Source organism: Nocardioides sp. P4_G4, assembly GCF_056401085.1.
The window spans coordinates 1-18,536 of record NZ_JBFUKA010000044.1; the positions used below are offsets into that span (position 1 = coordinate 1).

Genomic DNA, 18,536 nt, shown 5'->3' on the forward strand with positions numbered 1-18,536 from the left:
CCCCCCGGGTGCGGGCCGCCTCGACGGCGCTGTCGCCCCCCGTGGTCGACAGCGTCTCGTCCCCCTGCTCAGTGCTCCTGCGTCGCGCCGGTGCTGCCGGAGGGGGGCGTGGCGGAGCCGTCCCCCTGGACGCGACCCGCCTGCACCCCCCTCCGGTGGGCCCGCTTGGGCCCCCACGGACCAAGCGCCCCCGTGGCACCGGTCCCACCTACCAGGAGCCGGCCGACGGTCAGGGTCACCACGACTGCCGGGACCAGGTCGAGATCCGTGTGCTGCCGCATGGTGGTTCCCTCCGGTCGACTCCTGTGCCGCGGTCCCCCCGGTGCGGCCTGTGCATCCGGTCAGAGCGGACCGCCGCGTCCCTGATACATCCGTCCGGACCGGTCTGGACCACCTGTGAGGGACGCCGGAGGAGGTCGGGAAATGCCGACAGCCCCGGCCGGTGGCCGGGGCTGTCGGGTGGTGCGGTGGTACGGGGTGCAGCGGGTGGTGCCGCGAGGTCACTCGCCGGCGATGAACTTCTCCAGCTCCGCGCGACCGAGGTCGTCGGGCATCTGCACCGGCGGGGACTTCATCAGGTAGGTCGAGGCCGGGATGATCGGGCCACCGACGCCACGGTCCATGGCGATCTTCGCGGCGCGGACAGCGTCGATGATGATGCCGGCCGAGTTGGGCGAGTCCCAGACCTCGAGCTTGTACTCGAGGTTGAGGGGGACGTCACCGAAGGCACGACCCTCGAGGCGGACGTAGGCCCACTTGCGGTCGTCGAGCCACGCCACGTAGTCCGAGGGACCGATGTGGACGTTGCGGTCGCTGATCTTGTCGGCCAGCTCGCCCTTGAGGTTGGACGTCACGGCCTGGGTCTTGGAGACCTTCTTGGACTCCAGGCGCTCACGCTCGAGCATGTTCTTGAAGTCCATGTTGCCGCCGACGTTGAGCTGGTAGGTGCGGTCCAGCGCGACGCCGCGGTCCTCGAACAGCTTGGCCATCACGCGGTGCGTGATGGTGGCGCCGACCTGGGACTTGATGTCGTCACCCACGATCGGGACGCCGGCGTCCTCGAACTTCTTGGCCCACACGGGGTCGGAGGCGATGAAGACGGGCAGGGCGTTGACGAAGCCGACACCGGCGTCGATGGCGCACTGGGCGTAGAACTTGTCGGCCTCCTCCGAGCCCACCGGAAGGTAGGACACGAGGACGTCGACCTTGGCGTCCTTGAGGACCTGGACGACGTCGACCGCCTCGGCGGGGGACTCGTCGATGGTCATCCGGTAGTACTTGCCGAGACCGTCGAGCGTCGGGCCGCGCAGCACCTCGATGCCGAGCGTCGGGACGTCGGCGATCTTGATGGTGTTGTTCTCGGAGGCGTTGATGGCCTCGGAGAGGTCCTTGCCGACCTTCTTGTCGTCGACGTCGAACGCGGCGACGAACTCGACGTCACCGACGTGGTAGTCGCCGAACTTGACGTGCATGAGCCCGGGCACGGTGGCCTGCGGGTCGGCGTCCCGGTAGTACTCCACGCCCTGGATGAGGGAGGTGGCGCAGTTGCCGACTCCCGCGATTGCTACTCGTACCGAACCCATGGGGCTCTCCTGTCTGGCTGGTTGCGTCTACTGGTCTGTGCTGGTGACTGGGGTGGTGCTGACGTGTCCTGGTGACTCACCGCGCTCGGCCCTGATGAGGTCCGAGAGCCAGCGCACCTCGCGCTCCACCGACTCGACCCCGTGCCGCTGGAGCTCACCGGCGTAGCGGTCGACCTCGGCCTGCGTGCGCTCGAGGTCCTGCTGGACCCGGGCGAGCCGCTCCTGGAGCCGGGTACGACGTCCCTCGAGGACGCGCAGCCGGATCTCCATGTCGGTGGAGGAGAAGAAGGCGAAGCGGATGTCGAAGGTGTCGTCCTCCCACGCCGTGGGCCCGACCTCGGACATCAGCCGGGAGAACTCCTCGGTGCCCGCCGCGGTGACCTGGTAGACGATCCGCGGTCGCCTGGTCACCGGGGTGGTGGTCGTGAGCTCCTCGATGAGGCCGGTGCGCAGCATCTTCTTCAGGGCCGGGTAGAGGGAGCCGTAGGACAGCACCCGCCCCCAGCCCAGCATGAGGTTGAGCCGCTTGCGGAGCTCGTAGCCGTGCATGGGTGCCTCGTGCAGCAGTCCGAGGACTGCGAGCTCGATGGTTTCTCCACGACGTGCCACGTGACCTATCGTACCGATATATCCGAAGAGCGCCATTCACCGTGCCTCTGGTGTGCGCATTAGGGCCCAGCCACCCCGGTGGCCGTACCCTTGCCGCCGTGAGTGCGAAGCGCAGAGCAGACGGTCCGGCCTCCAAGCGCCGACCCACCAAGCCCCGCAGGACCACCGGCCAGCGGGTCCGCAGTGTCCTCAAGAAGCTGCTGCTGGTGGGACTGGTCGTCGGCCTGCTGGGCCTGATCGCCCTTTTCGTCCTCTACAAGTCGATCGCGATCCCCGCCCCCAACGAGGCGTTCAAGGCCCAGACGACCTTCGTCTACTACAGCGGCGGCAAGCAGGAGCTCGGCACCTTCTACGACGACCAGAACCGTGAGTCCATCCCACTCTCGGAGATGCCGCAGCAGATGCAGGACGCGGTCGTCGCGGCGGAGAACCAGACGTTCTGGACCGACCAGGGCATCGACCCCAAGGGGATCCTGCGCGCGGCGTTCTCCAACGCCCGCGGCAACGACCGCCAGGGCGCCTCGACCATCACCCAGCAGTACGTCAAGATCCTCTACCTGACCAGCGAGCAGAGCTACCAGCGCAAGATCAAGGAAGCCGTCGTCTCGGTCAAGATCCAGAACGAGCTGAGCAAGGCCGAGATCCTCGAGGGCTACCTCAACACGATCTACTTCGGTCGCGGTGCGTACGGCGTCCAGGCCGCCTCGCAGGCGTTCTTCGACAAGGACGCCGCCGACCTCACCCTGCGTGAGAGCGCGGTGCTGGCCACGGTCCTCAACAACCCGTCGCGCTACGACCCCGACGGTGGCAAGGAGGCGCGAGCGGCGCTCAAGGAGCGCTACGCCTACGTCCTCGACGCCATGGTCGACACCGACGCCATCACCGCCGAGCAGGCCCAGAAGGCCGTCAAGCGGCTGCCGAAGTTCCCCGACATCGCGGTGCAGAGCCAGTACGGCGGCCAGCGCGGCCACATGCTGACGCTGGTCAAGCAGGAGCTGCTCGCCAGCGGGGAGTTCACCGAGGAGGAGATCGACGGCGGTGGCCTCCGGGTGACCACCACCTTCACCCCGGCGGCGATGCAGGCCGCCGAGGAGGGCGTCCGCGAGCAGCGGCCCGAGGGCTTCGGCGACAAGGAGCTGCACGTCGGCGCCGCCACGGTCGAGGTGGGCACCGGCGCGCTGCGCGGCTTCTACGGGGGCCAGGACTACCTCGACTCGCAGATCAACTGGGCCGCCACCGGCGGCATGGCCGGATCGACGATCAAGCCGCTGACCATCGCGGCCGCGATCAAGGACGGGTTCGAGCTCACGGACAGCTTCGACGGCAACTCGCCGTACGAGTTCCCCGACGGGACCCAGGTCCGCAACGAGGGCACCGGCTCCGACGGGCTCGGCAACGACTACGGCGACTCCGTCTCCCTGGTGACGGCGGCCGAGGAGTCGATCAACACCGCCTTCGTGGACATGTCGAACTCGATGTCCGACGGGCCGCAGCAGATCTACGACATGGCGCGTGCCCTGGGCATCCCGGGCAACGAGCCGGCCAAGCAGTACCCCGGCATCCCCAACCGGTCGGTGGACTTCTTGTCGGACGACACCCTGATCACCCTCGGCAAGGGCCGCGTCAGCCCCATCAACATGGCCAACGCCTACGCGTCCATCGCCAACGGCGGCGAGCGTGCGGACGTCCACGTCGTCGAGAAGGTCGTCGACCGCAACGGCGAGGTCCGCTACTCCCGCAAGGACGAGACCCGCACGGCCGTCGACGAGGACATCGCGGCCGACACGTCGTACGCCATGCAGCAGATCGTGCAGAACGGCACCGGGCAGGCGGCCCTCGCCCTCGGTCGGCCCGCGGCCGGCAAGACCGGCACCGCGACCAACGACAAGGACGAGGTGTCCTCGGCCTGGTTCGCCGGCTACACCCCACAGCTCGCCACCGCCGTGATGTACGTGCGCGGCGACGGTGACAACCAGCTCGACGGCTGGCTGCCCTCCTACTTCGGTGCCGTCTACCCGGCGCAGACGTGGACGGCCATCATGCAGAGCGCCATGGAGGGCATGGAGGTCGAGGAGTTCCCGCCGCCTGCGTACGTCGAGGGCGACGCGCCCACCGACGGTCACGAGCCGTACGTCCCGCCGGCGACCACCGCCACCCCCAGCGCGCCGCAGCCGTCGCCGACGAGGAAGCCCAGCCGGACGCCGACGATCGAGACCCAGGAGCCGTCGCCGACCGAGACCCCCACGGAGACGCCGACCGAGACGGTCACCCCGACGCCCACGCCCACCGTGCCGGTGCCGGTGCCCACCACGCCGACCGAGACGGTGCCGCCGCCCACCACGCCGACCGAGACGGCCCCGCCGCCCAGCGCCCCGGCGCCGACGAGCCCGACCGTCGCGCCCTCGCGCACGACGGTCGACCCGCCGTCGCGGCGACGCCCGGCCTCCCGGCGTCCGTGAGCCGGGCCGTCGGACCGCGCTGACGTGATGCGGGTGAGGTGATGGCGGACCGCGTCCACCCCAGTCGCGACGACGCGCTCGTCCGGTCGCTGAGCGAGGTGGCCGGCGGGCCGCTGGGCGACCACGCCGGTCGGCACCCCTGGTGGACGCCGTTGCGGGTGGTGCTGCTGCTCGCGGCCCTCGCCCTGTCGCTGGGGATGGTCGCCAAGGCGCCCTGTCTCGACGTCGCCGGCGAGGGCGGGACGGGGCGTTACGCGGCGCTCTGCTGGTCCGACGTCTCGCAGGCGTACGTCGACCGAGGTCACGCCGAGCTGGCGTGGCCGTTCACCGACGACGCGGGCGTCCGCGAGCGCTACGCCCCGGGCTGGCAGCCCCCCGTCCCGGCGTACGTCGCGTGGRCCGCGGCCCACGTCACGCATGTGCTCGCCGRCTCGCCGGACCTCGACGAGCGACGCGCCCAGGCTGTGCCGGACGTGGCCGCCGACGACGCGGTGCACCGCGAGGCCCGCCTCTTCACCGCCGTGACCGCGGTCTGGCTGGCCGCCGCCGGGCTGCTGGCCGCCGGCCTGCTGGTCGGGGTGCGGCGCCGCCGGCCGTGGGACGCCGCCGCCTTCGCGGTGGCGCCCGTGCTGGTGCTCCTGTGGCCGATCACCTGGGACCTGCTCGCGGCCACCGCGGTGGCCGGGGTCCTGTGGGGATGGGCGCGGGGGCGGCCGGCGGTCGCCGGCGTCGCGCTGGGCCTCGGAGCCGCGGTCTCGCCCCTGGTCGCGCTGCTGCTGGTGCCGCTGGTCGTGGTCGGGGTCCGGGACCGCAGGTCCGCCCAGGCGTGGCGGGCCGTGGCCGTGGCCGTCGGGACCTGGCTGCTCGTCGACGCGCCGGCGTACGTCTCCTCACCGGTCGCGTGGCGGGCGTCGTGGCAGGGCTACCTGCACGGTGTCGACGTCGGATCGGTGTGGCTGCTCGTCCAGCAGGCCGGCAACGTGTCGCCGTCCCGGACCGCGGTCCTCGCCGTCTCCGGTGCGCTGGTGGCCGGCTGGCTGGTGGTCGTGGCCCTCGTCGGCCTGCGCACGCGCCTGTCGCTGGCGGCCCTGGGCACCCTGGCGGTGGCCGGCACGCTGCTCGTCAGCCCGGCGTCCGCCCCGTCGTACGCCCTGGTGCTGCTGCCGCTGGCCGCCCTGGGCGTGCCGCGCTGGCGCGACCTGCTGGTGTGGCAGGCGGGCGAGGTCGTGCACTTCGCGCTGCTGGGGTGGTACCTCGGCGGCCTGCTCGCCCCCGCCGGCGGCGGGGACGCGCGCGCCTACTGGTGGGGCATGGTCGCCCGGCTGCTGGGACTCGCGTGGCTGGTGGCCTCGGTCCTGCTGGGCGCCCGGTCGGCCGACAGGTCAGGTGATGACGACGTCGTCGAAGTCGGTCGCGGTGAAGCGGACCCGGACGTCGATGTCCTCGCCGACGCCCGGCACGCGCGCGCCTGACGGCACGAAGAGCATCGAGGCCTGCATGTGCGGGGGCTCGGCGAAGAGCCGCTGCTTGCCGTCGATGGAGAACGGCGAGCGCACGAAGCCGGCCGCGTCCATGCCGCCGCGGGCGAAGGTGGCCGCGCGGGCCCGGATGGACTGCTCGCCGCTCGGGGCCTCGAGGCCGATGCCGTGCGCCGTACCGCCGCTGACCACGAGCAGGTGTCCGCTCGTCGGCATCGAGCGGCCGCGGTAGCCGAAGGCCTCGCCGCGCTCGAGCGGGTGGACGTCGATGACCGTCGAGGTGACCTTGAGCGCGCCGCGGTCGCCGAGCCACAGCTCGGTGCCGACGCGTGGGCGGAAGGTGAAGTCGGGGTACGACGCCCGCAGCGCGGTGAGCTCGTCCCGCGTGAGGTGGCTGACGAAGACGGTCCGGGTGTCGATGCCGGCCGCGACCGCGTCGTTGACGAGGCGGGTCACCTCGCCGAGGTGCGAGGCGACGTTGAGCGGCAGGTGCAGGGCCATCCCCTCGAGACCGGGGAGGCGGCGCTCGGCCACGACCCGACCGGCCTCGGCCAGCTCGCGGCGGGTCATGCCGTGCCGGCGCATCGAGGTCAGCTGCTCGAGCACGAAGCGGGCGTGCGGGTCGCGGTCGGTGAGGTCGCGCAGGTCCTCGACCCGGCTGACGGTGTGCACCACGCGCCGGTCCCCGGCCTCGGGGACCTGCACGGCGCCACCGACGGGACGCCACGGCGTGAGCACGAGGAGGTCGCCGTCGTAGCGGGTCAGGGCCGAGGAGAGCTCGCGGTAGGTGCCGACGGCCATCAGGTCGACCGGGGTGCCGGTCTGCTCGGCGTGCTCGTGCAGCCACTGCACGCGACGCGCCAGGCGGGCGACGGTGAAGCCGTAGCCGTTGCCCTTGGTGACCGGCACGATGCCGGGGTAGGAGGTCGCGGTGGCGAGCAGGTGCTCGCGCCAGCGGCCGCCGTCGACGGTGAGGACGAGGCTCATGAGGCGCGTCGCTTCATGTAGAGGTCGAAGGCCTTGTAGAGGGCCTTGTTGAGCGGCAGGTCCCACTCGCCGACGTACTCGACGGCCTCGCCGCCGGTGCCCACCTTGAACTGGATGAGTCCCACGTGCKARTCGTCGGCGTCGAGGGTGTCGGTGATCCCGCGCAGGTCGTAGACCGCCGCCCCGGCCGCCATCGCGTCGCTGATCATCGCCCACTGCACGGCGTTGGAGCCACGGACGTCGCGCTTGTCCGTGGAGCTCGCGCCGTAGGAGTACCAGGCGTGGGCGCCGACGCGGATGGCGATGGTGCTGGCCACCAGGTCCCCCTCGTGGCGCGCCGTCCACACGGTGATGCGGCCGTCCGCCTCGGCCGACAGGGCGTCGTACATCGTCTCGAAGTAGCGCAGCCCGCGCGGGGTGAAATGGTCGCGCTCGGCGGTGTGGACGTAGAGGTCGTGGAAGGCCCCGAGGTCCTCGCGGGTGCCCTTCTCCACGACGACGCCCTGCTTGGTGGCCTTCTTGATGTTGCGCCGCCAGAGCTGGTTCATGCCGGCGAGGACCTCGTCCTCGGAGCGCTGGGTGCCGTCGTCGTGGGTGAGCGGGATGACGAAGTTGTACTGCGGCTGGCCGGCGGCGAAGCCGCCCTCGACGGCCTGGGGACGCCAGTCGAGCTCGGTGAGCTGGGCCACCACGGCGGCCCCGGTCTGCGAGCGCTCGAGCGGGGGCACGTCGGTCAGTCGGTGCACGGCCTCGTCGGCGATGCCGTCCTTGACCTGCGCTGCGCTCCACCGGCGGGTGACGACCGGCGGGCCCATCCGCACCCCGAAGGCGCCCCGGCGCGACAGGTGGGCGGTCATCGGGGCGAGCCAGGCGTCCAGGTCGTCGGTGGCCCAGTCGATGACCGGGCCCTCGGGGAGGTAGGCCAGGTAGCGCTTGAGCCGCGGCAGCTGGCGGTAGAGCACCAGCGCGACACCGACGAGGGTGTCGCCGGAGTGCCAGCCGAGGGACTCGGCGCGCCACTCGGGCTTGACCTGGGCCCAGCCCGGGGTCTGCAGGAAGCTCGCGCTGGGCTGCGCGGCGACGTACGCGGCGTGCTCGGCGGTCGTGATGGCCCGGACGGTGAGGGGGGTCGGAGTCGTCACCCGGGTGAGGCTACAGGGGCCGAAATGGTGGCAGGGACCAGACAAGACCCCCGTACTTGTCCGATCCCTGCTCACTCCCTAGACGTGACGGGAGCGGAGTTGGTTGCGTGCGACGACCATCTTTTTCGTGCGGTCCGCCGGAAGGGCCGTCTCAGTCCCGGCCGGCCCCCCGGGAGGGGGCCACCTCGAGCACGTCGGGGGACTCCAGGCCGGCGTCGGCGCTCGCGCGCGCGACCGCGTCGCGGACGGCGGGCACGGCGTCGCGGGGGACCAGGGCCACCACGGCGCCACCGAATCCGCCGCCGGTCATCCGGGCGCCGAGCGCGCCGCCGGCCAGGGCGGCGCTGACCGCGCGGTCGACGACCGGCACCGAGTTCTCGAAGTCGTCGCGCATCGAGGCGTGCGAGGCGGTCATGAGCGGACCGATGGCCGCAAGGTCGCCACGGCGGGCCAGGTCGACGCACGCCAGGACGCGCTGGTTCTCGGTGAGGACGTGACGGGCCCGTCGCCGGGTCTCGTCGTCGGTGAGCGCGGCCAGGGCGGCGTCGACGTCGTCGACCTCGCGCAGGGAGGCGACGTCCAGCTCGGCCGCCGCCCGCTCGCACGCGTCGCGTCGCGACCCGTAGCCGCCGTCGGTGAGCACGTGGGGGGCGTGCGGGTCGATGACGAGGAGGGTGAGGCCGGCAGCGTCGAGGTCACAGGGCACCGGCTCGACGGTGCGGTCGCGGGCGTCGAAGAAGGAGAGGTGGTCGGCCCGCGAGCGCAGGATGGCGGTCTGGTCGAGGAGCCCGGTGGGGGCGCCGACGTAGTCGTTCTCGGCCCGCTGGACGAGCAGGGCGAGCTCCTCGCGCGGCACCTCCTCGCCGGCGAGGCCGAGCAGCGCCAGCGCGACCGCGCACTCGAGGGAGTGGCTCGACGACAGGCCCCCGCCACGGGGGACCTCGCTGGAGATGGCCAGGTCGGCCCCGGCCAGCGGGGCGCCGAGGCGCTCGCCGAGCACCCAGGCGATCCCGGCGACGTACGCCGCCCAGCCGGACACGTCGCCCGGCGTCGTGTCCGTCGCGAAGTCCGCGGGCGCGAGGTCGCCGGAGGTGGCGGTGATGCGCCCGTCGGTGCGCGGGGTCGCGACGACGGTGGTGCGCTGCGGCAGGGCGAAGGGCAGCGCGAAGCCGTCGTTGTAGTCGGTGTGGTCGCCGATGAGGTTGACCCGTCCGGGCGCCGACCAGGTCTGGGTGTCGGTGGTGGTGGCCATCAGACGCGCTCGCGCAGCCAGGCGATGTCGTCGGTGTGCTCGGCGGCGCCGCCCGGCGTCTCCAGGCACACCGGGGCACCTGCGTCGCGGATGATCGCGGCGAGCAGGTCGGGGTCGATGTGGCCGGCCCCCAGGTTCGCGTGCCGGTCGGCGCCGGAGTCGAAGGCGTCGCGGCTGTCGTTGCAGTGCACCAGGTCGATGCGTCCGGTGATCGCCTTCACGTCCGCGACCACGGTCTCCAGCGGGTTGCCGCCGGCGTGGGCGTGGCACGTGTCGAGGCAGAAGCCGACCCGGTCGGCCTGCTCGGTGGCCCCGATCGCGTCCCAGACGCGGGCGATCCTCTCGAGGTGGCGGGCCATCGCGTTGTCGCCGCCGGCGGTGTTCTCGATGAGCAGCGGGAGCGTGAGGTCGGTGGCCTCGACCGCCTTGCGCCAGTTGTCGAACCCCGTCTCGGGATCGTCGTCCTTGTTGACGTGGCCGCCGTGGACGATGAGGCCCTTGGCCCCGATCTCGGTCGCGGCGTCGACGTGCTGCTGCAGGAGCTTGCGGCTCGGGATGCGGATCCGGTTGTTGGTCGTGGCGACGTTGACGATGTACGGCGCGTGCACGTAGAGGTCGACCCCCGCCTCCTCGGCCGCCGCCCGCAGCGCCGCGGCGCCGCCGGCGTAGCGGATCTCGGGGCCCTTGTAGGACTGGGGGTCGCCGAGGAAGAACTGCACCAGCGGCGCCCGGCGGGCCTGCGCCTCGGCGATCGGGTCGGTCTGGTCCACGTGCGCGCCGATGGAGATGCTCATGGCGGTCAGGCTAGCCGTGGGCGCGGACATCGCGCCCGGGTCGGGACGTGGATCCCTGCGGTCAGGATCCCGGCGTTCACGACAGGACGCGGGCGACGACGACCGCGCACGTGACGAGCACCCCGAGGCAGGCCACGACGCCGGCCCAGCCCCGCCAGTCGGGTGTGCCCGCGTCCGTGGGACGGCGGGCCCGCCGTCCTCCCGGGAGGGCGGGCAGCCGGTCGGGGACGACCGGACCGGGCTCGTCCGGGACGTCCAGGCGGCGCAGCAGGCGCAGGGCGGCCTCGGCGGAGGCGAGCCGCTGCTCGGGGTCGACGACGAGAAGTCGCTCGAGCAGGGGCCGCAGCCGGCTCGAGCCGATCTCGCCCTGGCGGGACGGGGGCAGGCCGGTGAGGAGCTGGAGGCCGACACGGCCCACGGCGTACAGGTCCTGGCACGGGTCCGGTGGTGCTCCCCGCGCCTGCTCGGGGGCCATGTAGCCGTCGGTGCCGATGGCGCCGGGCACGGTGGTCCAGCGCCGGTCCTCGACGGGCGCGGCCACCCCGAAGTCGGCCAGGCGCAGGTGCGGGTCGAGGGGGCCGCTCGCCAGGAGCAGGAGGTTGGCCGGCTTGACGTCGCGGTGCACCAGACCGGCGGCGTGGACGGCGGCGAGGCCCATGAGGAGCTGCTCGAGCAGCCGGGCGGCGTAGCCCACCGGCAGCGGGCCGTGCTCGTCGAGCAGCTGCTGGACCGAGCCGCCGGGCACGAGGTCCATGGCCAGCAGCACCAGGTCGTCCTCAGCGGCCCAGCCGGTGGGGGCGACGACGTGGGGGTGCCGCACCCGCACCGCCTGCTCGCGCACGAAGCGCGCCAGCAGGGTCGCGGAGTGCTGACCGAGCACCTTGACCGCGACCTGCTCGCCGGTGCGGGTGTCGTGGGCCCGCCACACCGACCCCATGCCGCCGGCGCCGATCTGGTCGAGCAGCACGTAGCGACCGGCGACGGGGGCGGACGGGCGGGCGCGGACGAGCACGGCGACGACGCTAGCGACGTACGCCGCCCTGTGCCGCCGGTCATCCACAGGCCCGGTCCCCTGCGGATTGCCCGGGTGCGACCGGCCGCTGTTAGCCTTTCCTGTCGCTCCCTATCCGTTGGGGGCATCCTCCTGCCACGGATCGTCCGTGGCCGCCTGAGTCCGAAGGAGGTAGACACGCATGACGCGTGCCTACGAAGTGATGGTGATCCTCGACCCCAGTCTCGAGGAGCGCACCATCGAGCCGTCTCTCGACAAGTACCTCAACGTCATCCGCAAGGACGGCGGGTCCGTCGACAAGGTCGACGTGTGGGGCCGGCGTCGCCTGGCCTACGAGATCAAGAAGAACGCCGAGGGCATCTACGCGGTGATCTCGCTGCAGGCCGAGCCTGCGACCGTCAAGGAGTTCGACCGCCAGCTCACGCTGAACGAGTCGATCCTGCGCACCAAGGTCCTCCGCCCCACGCTCTGAGCGTGGTTGTGGAAAAACCTCTCCTGATGTCGGTGGCCTCGGCAACGATGGCCCCCGACCTCAACCATCGTGATCATTAGGGAGTCCTGACATGGCAGGCGAGACCGTCATCACCGTCGTCGGCAACCTCGTCGACGATCCGGAGCTGCGCTTCACCCCCTCGGGTGCGGCCGTGGCCAACTTCCGGATCGCGTCGACGCCGCGCACCTTCGACCGCCAGAGCAACGAGTGGAAGGACGGCGACGCGCTGTTCCTCTCCTGCTCGGTCTGGCGCCAGGCTGCGGAGAACGTTGCCGAGTCCCTCCAGCGCGGCATGCGTGTCGTGGTGCAGGGCCGTCTCAAGTCGCGTCAGTACGAGACCCGTGAGGGCGAGAAGCGCACCGTCATGGAGATCGAGGTCGAGGAGGTCGGTCCGTCGCTGAAGTACGCGACGGCCAAGATCTCCAAGACCACCCGTTCCGGCTCCGGCGGGGGCGGCGGTTTCGGTGGCGGTGGCGGCAGCTCCTCCTCCGGCGGCGACGACCCGTGGGCCACGCCCGCCCCCCAGGGTGGCGGTCAGGCCGGCGGATACGGCGGCGGCCAGCCCGCGCAGTCCGGTGGCGGCTTCGGCGGCCAGCAGGGCGGCGGCGGCTACGGCGGCGGTTCCAGCCAGGGCGGTGGCCAGCCGGCCAACGACCCGTGGGGCGCTCCCGGCGTGGGCGGCTCCGACGAGCCTCCGTTCTGATTCTCCTCTGATCTCGAGCACCACCTCCCCGAATACACCTCAACCATTCCGGGCCAGTAACCAACCTGGTCCGGGCTTCTAGAAAGGAAGCACCACAATGGCCAAGGCAGTGATTCGCAAGCCGAAGAAGAAGGTTTGCCAGTTCTGCAAGGAGAAGGCGACCGGTGTCGACTACAAGGACACCACCCTGCTCCGCAAGTTCATCTCCGACCGCGGCAAGATCCGTGCGCGTCGCGTGACCGGCAACTGCGTCCAGCACCAGCGCGACGTGGCCATCGCCGTCAAGAACGCCCGCGAGGTCGCCCTGCTGCCCTACACGTCCACCGGACGCTGAGGAAGGGGAGAGACACCATGAAGCTCATCCTGACCCAGGAAGTCGACGGCCTCGGTGCCCCCGGCGACGTGGTCGAGGTCAAGGACGGCTACGGCCGTAACTACCTCGTGCCCCGTGGCCTCGGCATCCGCTGGACCCGCGGCGGCGAGAAGACCGTCGAGTCGATCAAGGGCGCGCGCACGGCTCGTGCCGCGCGCGACGCCGACCACGCCAAGGAGATCAAGACCAAGCTCGAGGCCTCCGCGGTCTCGGTCAAGGTCCGCTCCGGCGCCGGCGGCCGCCTCTTCGGCGCCGTCACCACCGCGGAGATCGCCGACGCGATCACCGAGGTCTCCGGTGCCCCGGTCGACCGTCGCACCATCGTCGTCGCCCAGCCCATCAAGGCGCTCGGTGCCCACGAGGTGTCGGTCAAGCTGCACGACGAGGTGTCGGCCACGGTCGCCCTCAACGTGATCCCGGCCTGACGCACACAGCATCACCTGCGCGGCCCGCTCCCTCACGGGGGCGGGCCGTGCTGCTTTTTCCGGGGGAGTGCGTGCGCCCGTGTCGAAGTCCCCGCTCGGCCGGGGACTCCGTCACTGAGTAGGCGTTGCAACGCCCACACAGCGACAGACTCGCCGACACAGTCCGGGCCGGTACGCCGCTCAGCTGCCCTTGCGGACGTTGGCGCGGGCGAGCACGGCGTCGATCTTGACCGTCCTGCCGCCGGTCAGCACCTCGATGACGACCTTGCCGCGCCGGGTGCCGGAGAACTGGTCGATGACCACGATCTCGCGCTGCGCGGCCTTCGCCCGCCCGAGGTCGACGGTGCGCCAGCTCGTCGAGCCGACGCGGACCCGCACCTTTCCGTACGACGGCGCGGTCGGGGCGTAGAGCCGCAGCTCGCCGACGGTGCCCGTCTTGAGGACCAGACGAGCCCCCTTGGTGCGGCTGACCAGGACGGAGCCGTCGAGGGCGGCCGACGAGTTCTTCTTCTTCCATCCCTGGAGTCGCCGGGGCTCGTCGGGGACGGAGAAGGCGTACGGCTCGGACCAGGCGCTCGGTGTGCCGGCCCGGTCGACGGCGCGGGCGGTGAAGACGTGGTCGCCGGAGGCGATGGAGCCCAGCACCCAGGGTCCGGGGGTGCAGGGGACGCCGTTGCCGTCGAGCAGGCACTCGAAGCGCGCGTCCTTCTCGTTGCTGTTGAGGCGGATCGGCAGCTGCCGTGACGGTACGACGGGGCGCTGCGGGGTCTGCGCGTCGTACGCGTCCGGGGTGGCGAAGGCGACCGGGGCCGCGGTGTCCTGACTCCAGGTCATGCCGGCCGGGGTGGCGTCGAGGTCCTCGCCGGGCTCGTCGTCCACGGGCAGCAGCGGGTTCGACGAGAAGACGACCGCCTGGTCGTGGCCGTCGACGGCGCGGACCGCGAAGGAGTAGGGCTGGTCGGAGTCGACGAGGCCGGAGTAGGTGCGCGGGCTGGTGCAGGCCGTCCAGTCGTGCGCCTGTGTGGGTCCGGTGAGTCGGCACTCGAGGGCGATCGCGTCGGTGTCGGCGTCGGTGTGCCGGCCGGCGAAGGTGAAGCTCATCGTGGACGTGGCTACCCAGCCGGCGGGGTTCGGAGGCGTCGAGGCGACCACGGGGTCCGTCTCCGGCGGGACCTCGTCGTCGCACCCGGCGTCGAGCAGCGTCGCCGATCGGTCGGACAGACAGCCCGGGGAGGCGTACGACGGGGACGCGAGACCGACGGGCACCAGGGCGGCGGCCAACGTGGTCGCGGCGAGGGCGGCGGTCCGGCGGGTGGTGTTCATGGCTGCTCCGAGGTCGGTGGTGACGGGCACAACGGCGGCGGCTGGGACAGGTTACGAGGCGTGCGACCGGGTGGCCACGGCGTCCGCATCGTCCCGGGCCGCAGCCCAGGGCCGGGCGGCGTAGGAGAAGAGGAGCACGATCAGCAGCAGGACCACCCCGGCGGCGCCGGCGTAGACCGCGGCCAGCGCGTCGTCGGAGGCGTCGGCCGAGAAGGCGAGCACCGGCGCCAGGGCGGAGACGCCGACGAGCACGGTCGTCGTACGCAGCCAGGCGGTCGCCCTGCGGTCGCCGGCGGCATCGGCCCGGGTGGCCAGCTCGCGGCAGAGCAGCGCGCAGGTCGCGAGCTGGGGGAGGTTCGCGGCCCACCACAGCGATGGGTGCAGGTCGTCGAGCGCGTCCTGCACCGGTGGCCACCACACCACCACCGAGACGGCCAGGGCAGCGAGGGCGAGGGCTCCGAGCACGGGGGAGAGCCGCAGCCGTCGGATGCCCAGCAGCACCAGGACCCAGCCCACGGCGTCCGGCAGGGCGTCGTACCCGTGGACGCGTGCCGTCAGCGCCACGACCAGCAGCCCCATCGCGACGGACTGGAGGGGCTTCACGCGCGAGACGCTAGCGCCCCGGTCACCAACCATGCGTCACCGCGGGCGCGGCGGGTCAGGATGACGTACCGAGCGCCCATGAAGACCACGACCATCGCCAGCCAGACGGGTACGAGGCCACCGGGGCCGAGGGCGGCCACCACGGCGACCGGGGCGTAGACGGCCAGCACGACCAGCCCGCCCCATGCCAGGTAGCGACCGTCGCCGGCGCCGATGAGCACGCCGTCGAGCACGAAGACCACCCCGGCGATCGGCTGGCCGAGTGCGGCCACGAGCAGCACCGGCACCAGCAGCCGCTGCACGTCGGGGTCGGGGGAGAAGAGGGCCCCGACCCACGGTGCGCACGCGGCGAGGAGCAGCCCCGTGACGAGCCCGCCGCCCCAGCCCCAGCGGACCAGGCGGTCGGTGAGCCGACGGGTGCCCTCGACGTCGCCGGCCCCCAGCGCACGTCCGGTGATCGCCTGCGCGGCGATGGCCAGGGCGTCGAGCGTGAAGGCCAGGAAGGTCCACAACGTGAGGGCGATCTGGTGGGTGGCCAGGTCCAGCGCGGAGTCGGTGCCGGCGATCGTCACGGCGTAGGTGCCGACGAGCAGGCAGGCGCGCAGCGTCAGCGTGCGCATCACCAGCGGGGTGCCGGCGTGCATCGCCGCCCGGATGCCGGGCAGGTCCGGGGAGAGGGGCGCGCCCTCGCGGCGGGCGGCCCGGACGACGACGGCGACCAGCACGGCCGCGCTGGCGACCTGGGCGATGACCGACCCGGTGGCCGAGCCGGCGATGCCGAGGTCGAGGCCGTAGACGAGGGCGATGTTGAGGACGATGTTGGCGACGTAGCCGCCGACGGCGACCCACAGCGGGGTGCGGGTGTCCTGCAGACCCCGCAGCACGCCGGTCGTGGCAAGCATGAGCAGCAGCGGCGTGGTCCCCCAAATGGCGATGCGCAGGTACGTCGTGGCCTGCTCGCTCACCGCGTCCCCCGCGCCGAAGAGCCCGACGAGGGGCTCGGCGAGGACGAAGCCGACCGCGGTGGCGACCCCGCCGATGAGCACGGCGAGCCAGCACCCGTCGATGCCCTGGGCGAGGGCGCCGCGCAGGTCCCCGGCGCCGAGGTGGCGCGCGACGCTGGCCGTGGTGCCGTAGGCGAGGAAGACGCAGAGGCCGACGACCGTCTGCAGGACGGCCCCGGCGATCCCGAGCCCGGCCAGCGGCGTGGTCCCGAGGTGTCCCACGACGGCGGCGTCGGAGAGCAGGAAGAGCGGTTCGGCGACCAGGGCCAGGAAGGCCGGGACGGCGAGTCGGAGGATCTCGCGGTCGGTCGTGGTCACGCCGGTCAGCGTAACGACCAAGCGGCCCTTGWGACCATGACATGTGACGCAAGTGAAAGTTCGGGTGACCCGAAGGGACTACCTGTGTACAACCCGACCGGACCTGTGGGAATCGCGCCGAACGTGCTGCATGTCGACAAACCGACCGGCGACTCCCACATGTCGAGAAAGTGGACGGCGGGTGTGGCAAGAAGTTTTCGGTCCACAGTCGTGTGGACGTGTTTCCGCAGGTCAGCGGCGGGTGGGGTGGTCCTGACCGGGGTTTGTCCACAGCTCGCTCCCCAGCCAGTGCACAACTTCGCGCGTGTCGTCCACGACAATCCACCGGTTATCCCCAGATGCTGTGGATAAGTCGTCCGCGCGGACTGGCCGACGGGCGCGCGGGCGACGTAGCGTCACGCGATGCGGGACCCGGACAGCTGGGCGACGCACGCCGGAGGGTCGGCGTCGTAGGAGTGTTGTCGGTGGGGTTCCCTAGCGTCTGCACCAAGGCCGAGTGGCAAGGGCTGAGAGTGGCCAGGACGAGGAGTGACGGGTGAGCATCGCGGGCCAGGACCTGGGGCACGACAGTGGACCTCGCGACCCGGAGTACGACTGGGGTGACGGCCCCGCGGCGTACGAGCCGGGCAACAGCCCCCGCCAGCCCGGCGACCGCACGCCGCCCCAGGACAACGCGGCCGAGCAGTCGGTGCTGGGCTCGATGCTCATCTCCAAGGACGAGATCGCCAACGTCACCGAGACGCTGCGCGGCGTCGACTTCTACCGTCCCGCGCACGAGAAGATCCACGACGCGATCATCGATCTCTACGGTCGCAGCGAGCCCGCGGACCCGGTGACCGTCGCCGCCGAGCTCCAGCGCCGCGGCGAGCTGTCCAACATCGGCGGCGCGCCCTACCTGCACACGCTGTCGGCCAACGTGCCGATCGCCGCCAATGCCGCCTACTACGCCGAGATCGTCCGCGAGAAGGCGATCCTGCGCCGCCTCGTCGAGGCCGGCACCAAGATCGTGCAGATCGGCTACGCCGGCGAGGGGGCCGTCGACGACGTGGTCGACCAGGCCCAGGCCGAGGTCTACAAGATCACCGACCGTCGCACGGCGGAGGACTACGCGCCGCTGTCGGACATCATGAACCCGGTCCTCGACGAGATCGAGGCGATCGGCAACCGTGAGGCCGGGCTCTACGGCGTGCCCACCGGCTTCGCCGACCTCGACGACCTGACCAACGGTCTCCACTCCGGCCAGATGATCATCGTCGCGGCGCGTCCCGCCATGGGCAAGAGCACCCTCGCGCTCGACTTCTGTCGGGCTGCGTCGATCCACAACAACCTCACCAGCTGCTTCTTCAGCCTCGAGATGACGCGCTCCGAGATCATGATGCGTCTGCTGTCCGCCGAGGCGAAGGTGCCGCTCAACCACATCCGCAACGGCCAGATGGGCGACCAGGACTGGGACGCGCTGGCCCGCAAGATGGGGCAGGTCTCCGGGGCGCCGATGTTCATCGACGACTCGCCCAACATGACGATGATGGAGATCCGGGCCAAGGCGCGGCGGCTCAAGCAGCGCCATGACCTCAAGCTCATCGTCATCGACTACATGCAGCTGATGAGCTCGGGCAAGAAGGTCGAGTCCCGCCAGCTCGAGGTCTCGGAGTTCTCGCGCCAGATCAAGCTGCTGGCCAAGGAGCTCGAGCTCCCGATCATCGCGCTCTCCCAGCTCAACCGTGGCCCCGAGCAGCGTGGCGACAAGCGCCCGATGATGAGCGACCTGCGTGAGTCCGGATCGCTCGAGCAGGACGCCGACATGGTGATCCTTCTGCACCGCGACGACGTCTACGAGAAGGAGTCGACCCGCCCCGGCGAGGCCGACCTCATCGTGGCCAAGCACCGTAACGGCCCGACCCGCGACCTGACCGTGGCCTTCCAGGGCCACTACTCGCGATTCGTGGACATGGCGCACTGAGGCCACTGGCGGCGGCGT

General features: G+C 71.8%; 17 protein-coding genes. 7 read left to right on the plus strand and 10 right to left on the minus strand.

Translation table 11 applies throughout. The annotated features are described in order from the left end of the window. Positions 1-500 precede the first annotated feature (500 nt). A complete protein-coding gene (locus tag AC1DQF_RS11680) occupies positions 501-1,583 on the minus strand; it encodes an inositol-3-phosphate synthase (protein WP_477525387.1) in 1,083 nt (360 codons plus the stop codon). A gap of 27 nt (positions 1,584-1,610) precedes the next feature. After that, positions 1,611-2,192, minus strand: a complete 582-nt coding sequence (locus AC1DQF_RS11685) for a PadR family transcriptional regulator (RefSeq protein ID WP_477525388.1) — start codon at positions 2,190-2,192, stop codon at positions 1,611-1,613. Between the two features lie 98 nt (positions 2,193-2,290). Here AC1DQF_RS11685 and AC1DQF_RS11690 point away from each other — a divergent pair, with 98 nt between their 5' ends. Together AC1DQF_RS11690 and AC1DQF_RS11695 are read left to right on the plus strand one after the other, a co-directional pair. Continuing rightward, complete coding sequence (locus tag AC1DQF_RS11690; RefSeq protein ID WP_477525389.1) at positions 2,291-4,651, plus strand: transglycosylase domain-containing protein; 2,361 nt, start codon at positions 2,291-2,293, stop codon at positions 4,649-4,651. A 41-nt stretch (positions 4,652-4,692) separates the two neighbouring features. Further along, positions 4,693-6,123, plus strand: a complete 1,431-nt coding sequence (locus tag AC1DQF_RS11695; RefSeq protein ID WP_477525390.1) for a glycosyltransferase 87 family protein — start codon at positions 4,693-4,695, stop codon at positions 6,121-6,123. Here AC1DQF_RS11695 and AC1DQF_RS11700 read toward each other — a convergent pair. The 5 genes from AC1DQF_RS11700 to AC1DQF_RS11720 all read right to left on the minus strand — a co-directional run bounded on the left by AC1DQF_RS11700 (position 6,034) and on the right by AC1DQF_RS11720 (position 11,316). Further along, positions 6,034-7,116 carry an alanine racemase gene (locus AC1DQF_RS11700; protein ID WP_477525391.1) on the minus strand — a complete coding sequence of 361 codons (1,083 nt, stop codon included), beginning with the start codon at positions 7,114-7,116 and terminating at the stop codon, positions 6,034-6,036. The genes AC1DQF_RS11695 and AC1DQF_RS11700 overlap by 90 nt on opposite strands. Beyond that, positions 7,113-8,258: a lipid II:glycine glycyltransferase FemX gene (locus AC1DQF_RS11705; RefSeq protein WP_477525392.1), complete on the minus strand. Its 1,146-nt coding sequence runs from the start codon at positions 8,256-8,258 to the stop codon at positions 7,113-7,115. Before AC1DQF_RS11705 ends, AC1DQF_RS11700 begins: the two co-directional genes overlap by 4 nt. A gap of 151 nt (positions 8,259-8,409) precedes the next feature. After that, positions 8,410-9,510, minus strand: a complete 1,101-nt coding sequence (gene galK, locus AC1DQF_RS11710) for a galactokinase (RefSeq protein ID WP_477525393.1) — start codon at positions 9,508-9,510, stop codon at positions 8,410-8,412. Then, the gene (locus AC1DQF_RS11715) at positions 9,510-10,304 is read right to left on the minus strand and encodes a deoxyribonuclease IV (RefSeq protein WP_477525394.1); all 795 of its coding nucleotides are present in this window, start codon (positions 10,302-10,304) and stop codon (positions 9,510-9,512) included. The genes galK and AC1DQF_RS11715 overlap by 1 nt, the downstream gene beginning before the upstream one ends. A gap of 76 nt (positions 10,305-10,380) precedes the next feature. Then, the gene (locus AC1DQF_RS11720; protein WP_477525395.1) at positions 10,381-11,316 is read right to left on the minus strand and encodes a serine/threonine-protein kinase; all 936 of its coding nucleotides are present in this window, start codon (positions 11,314-11,316) and stop codon (positions 10,381-10,383) included. 181 nt (positions 11,317-11,497) lie between these two features. On the opposite strand from AC1DQF_RS11720, the gene rpsF reads away from it, so the two are divergent. From rpsF to rplI, 4 genes are all read left to right on the plus strand, one after another. Continuing rightward, positions 11,498-11,788, plus strand: coding sequence for a 30S ribosomal protein S6 (gene rpsF / locus AC1DQF_RS11725; protein ID WP_056926086.1), 291 nt, complete (start codon positions 11,498-11,500; stop codon positions 11,786-11,788). 91 nt (positions 11,789-11,879) lie between these two features. After that, positions 11,880-12,512, plus strand: a complete 633-nt coding sequence (locus tag AC1DQF_RS11730; RefSeq protein WP_477525396.1) for a single-stranded DNA-binding protein — start codon at positions 11,880-11,882, stop codon at positions 12,510-12,512. Positions 12,513-12,609: 97 nt separating this feature from the next. Then, positions 12,610-12,846, plus strand: a complete 237-nt coding sequence (rpsR, locus tag AC1DQF_RS11735) for a 30S ribosomal protein S18 (RefSeq protein ID WP_017933521.1) — start codon at positions 12,610-12,612, stop codon at positions 12,844-12,846. A 17-nt stretch (positions 12,847-12,863) separates the two neighbouring features. Next, positions 12,864-13,310 (plus strand): 50S ribosomal protein L9, encoded by a 447-nt coding sequence (rplI, locus tag AC1DQF_RS11740; protein WP_477525397.1) that lies wholly within the window; start codon positions 12,864-12,866, stop codon positions 13,308-13,310. 180 nt (positions 13,311-13,490) lie between these two features. Here rplI and AC1DQF_RS11745 read toward each other — a convergent pair whose 3' ends face one another. The 3 genes from AC1DQF_RS11745 to AC1DQF_RS11755 are packed head-to-tail and all read right to left on the minus strand — an operon-like array spanning position 13,491 to position 16,558. Next, positions 13,491-14,633, minus strand: a complete 1,143-nt coding sequence (locus tag AC1DQF_RS11745; protein WP_477525398.1) for a hypothetical protein — start codon at positions 14,631-14,633, stop codon at positions 13,491-13,493. Between the two features lie 51 nt (positions 14,634-14,684). Beyond that, positions 14,685-15,236 (minus strand): hypothetical protein, encoded by a 552-nt coding sequence (locus AC1DQF_RS11750; protein WP_477525399.1) that lies wholly within the window; start codon positions 15,234-15,236, stop codon positions 14,685-14,687. Beyond that, entirely contained in the window at positions 15,233-16,558 is a 1,326-nt protein-coding gene (locus tag AC1DQF_RS11755; RefSeq protein WP_477525400.1) for an MATE family efflux transporter, read from the minus strand. Before AC1DQF_RS11755 ends, AC1DQF_RS11750 begins: the two co-directional genes overlap by 4 nt. A gap of 535 nt (positions 16,559-17,093) precedes the next feature. Between AC1DQF_RS11755 and dnaB the strand changes: the two genes are divergently transcribed. After that, positions 17,094-18,518: a replicative DNA helicase gene (gene dnaB / locus AC1DQF_RS11760; protein WP_477525401.1), complete on the plus strand. Its 1,425-nt coding sequence runs from the start codon at positions 17,094-17,096 to the stop codon at positions 18,516-18,518. Positions 18,519-18,536: the final 18 nt, after the last annotated feature.